Below are 2988 nucleotides of genomic sequence, written 5' to 3'. Positions count from 1 at the left end.
TTGGAGTGCGGCTTGTTCCGAGTAGGAGCTACTCGTAATAGAGTAGGGTATGACTCGGGGGCGCGTGATCAAATCACAAACCTAACTACCTGTACGGATGTGGGTGAAAACCCCACCGCTGAAGAGACAGCAGACTCCTTATCTGGCCACACCGAGCAGGCGACATCCTAGCAGAGTGAAGCTGGCAACAGGGCGGAATCAGAGGTGAAGCAGATTAGCCACACTGCCGCTAAGAGGGAGGTGATATGGATAGCAGTAGCAAAAGTCCTGAAAAAGTGTCTTATTCGCAAGCCGCAATCTGTAAAAATGCGAGACTTCATTCCTTATATCCTCACAGCATGTTCCAAAGATAGCTGTAAACTCTGAGGAGGGAATAGGCAAATTGGACTGTCCTATAGTCACCAAAACAATCCATCAGGTGGAACAAGTAAAAACGGTAGCACAAATAGGTCTGAGGAACGGTCGAAACCTCAGTAAGTTATGTCAAACTTAATCCCTACTACCGGGTAGGATGCAGCCGTGCGATTCGTTGACTAGAAACCTTGCCCATCAAGGGTTTAGGAGGATTAGTCGCAAGGAAGAAAGAACCTTGACAACTTGATAACCATGATGGTGAAAGACCATCCCTCGTGAAATCCGAGTGACAGCCCTACCCTGGTTCATGGGAACTAACAAAACCCATGGATTGAAAGCAAGGGTCGAACAGCGAAGCGGAACCAATCCAGGGAAAGTTAGTAGCAGGCAAAAGACTCATGGGTACGCAAGGAAGGCATGTTTGAATCATCGACACCTACACGTGGCGAAATGGATTGATACGCCACAGACAAAAAGTCAAACGGAATAAAGGATAGTTAGTTGGTCGCTTAACTATTGATTTCCCTAGAAATAAAATTCCCGGTGAACAATGCCGCCCTAAAAGTCTACAGAATGGTTATCAGGAACGAAGTAACCCCCACAAGAACTCTCAGAAAGGTCGAACATTCTGAGTAGGTAGTTAACCGTAAGTCATCTGGGGGAGAGATAGAGTCAGAAGCCAATGCCTAGGGTAATACCTATGGATATGCCAACGGACTCACGTTACAGGAATAGGTGTAGTTGTAAGTAGTAATGAAGAAGTCTAAAACTCGGGGATTCAACCCACAGTCGGAATGGAACAAGGTCAACTGGCGAAAGCTAGAAATAACCGTGTTCAAGTTACAAAAACGAATATACCAAGCCTCACAGCGTGACGATGTTCGCGTGGTACGTAAATTACAAAAGACCCTGATCAAGTCTTGGTCAGCCAAAATGATTGCGGTCAGGCGGGTAACCCAAGAGAACAAAGGTAAGAAAACTGCTGGAATAGACGGGGTTAAAACCTTAAATGGTAAACAACGTCTGGCCTTAGTAACTAATCTGGAAATCTCAAGAAAAGCCAAACCAACTAGAAGGGTATGGATTCCAAAACCCGGACAGAAGGAAAAACGCCCATTAGGAATCCCAACAATGCATGACCGCGCCCTACAAGCACTAGTCAAACAAGCACTAGAGCCTGAATGGGAGGCTAAATTTGAACCTAACTCCTATGGGTTCAGACCAGGACGCTCATGTCATGATGCCATCGAAGCAATATTTAATGGGATCTGCAAAAAACCTAAATGGGTACTAGACGCCGATATCTCCAAATGTTTCGATAAAATCAATCACGATGTTCTTCTCACGAAATTAAACACCTATCCATCCTTGAGGCGATTAATTAAATCTTGGTTAAAAGCTGGTGTGATGGATAATAACACATTCTCAGAAACCGAAGAAGGCACACCACAAGGAGGAGTAATATCACCTCTCCTTGCGAACATAGCCCTTCATGGAATGGAAACAATAATTAAGACTTATATCGGAAATAAAAAGAACAAAAAAGGAGAAAAACTAGGAAAAGCTCAAAAGATGAGAGGTATAAGTCTAATTAGATATGCGGATGATTTTGTCATCATGCACAAAGACCAAACCATAATAGAAGAATGTCAGAGAATCATCAGTGAATGGCTAAAAGACATAGGGTTGGAATTAAAGCCCAGTAAGACAAAGATAACTCACACTTCGGAAGGATTCAATTTCCTAGGATTCAACATCCGACAATATCCAGCCGGAAAAAACCATTCAAAACTAGGCTTTAAAACCATCATCAAACCATCCAAGGAAAAAGTTCTAGAACACTATAGGCAGCTCGCTGACATAATCGACCGTCACAAAGCTGCCCCTCAGGCTGCCCTAATCAGCCGACTCTCACCTGTCATACGAGGATGGTGTAATTACAACAAAGCTGTTTGTAGTAAAGAAACCTTCAAAGACCTCGAATGCATGCTCTGGAACAAACTCCAAAGATGGGGATACAGGCGACATCCAAACAAATCAAAAACCTGGGTAATCAATAAATATTGGGGAACCGTAGAAAAAGACAACTGGACGTTCACAGACGGAAAGAGTTACCTCTTGAAACATGCCAAAACGAAAATCGTCCGGCACATCAAAGTCAAGAACACCACAAGTCCATTTAACGGAAACTTAATATATTGGAATTCCAGAATGGGAAAACATCCTGAAATAAACAGTCAAAAAGGAAGACTACTTAAAAAACAAAAAGGAAAATGCTCCCATTGTGGCCTTACCTTCAGGGATGGAGATTTAATAGAAAAACACCACATAATACCACGCGCACTCGGTGGAGAAGACCTAGACAAAAATATGGAACTACTCCACCTGCATTGTCACGATGTCAAACATGGAACGAAATCTAATTCACTGAATCTAGATGAAAATCCATTCTAGAGGTGCCACTGACAAGGATTGTACTGTAATGAGGAGCCGGATGAGGGGAAACTGCGCGACCTGAACTGGTCAAGTAAAGCGGGGAGCCGACTCCCCAGGGTAATTTACACCACCTACCCTCACGTAAAACAACCTTTTAGGTTGGACTCAATACCTTTTGGTAACAAAAGGGAAATATGC

The 2988-nt window shown here is 43.4% G+C and carries 1 protein-coding gene; it reads left to right on the top strand.

Annotation, left to right across the window (positions count from 1 at the left end):
* Window positions 1-1107: 1107 nt before the first annotated feature.
* Window positions 1108-2808, top strand: coding sequence for a group II intron reverse transcriptase/maturase (gene ltrA / locus F6K49_RS38795; protein ID WP_293030677.1), 1701 nt, complete (start codon window positions 1108-1110; stop codon window positions 2806-2808).
* Window positions 2809-2988 lie beyond the last annotated feature (180 nt).

Source organism: Moorena sp. SIO3I6 (genome assembly GCF_010672095.1).
Note: the sequence above shows the minus strand (reverse complement) of the source record. Positions and strands in the feature narration are given on the sequence as shown.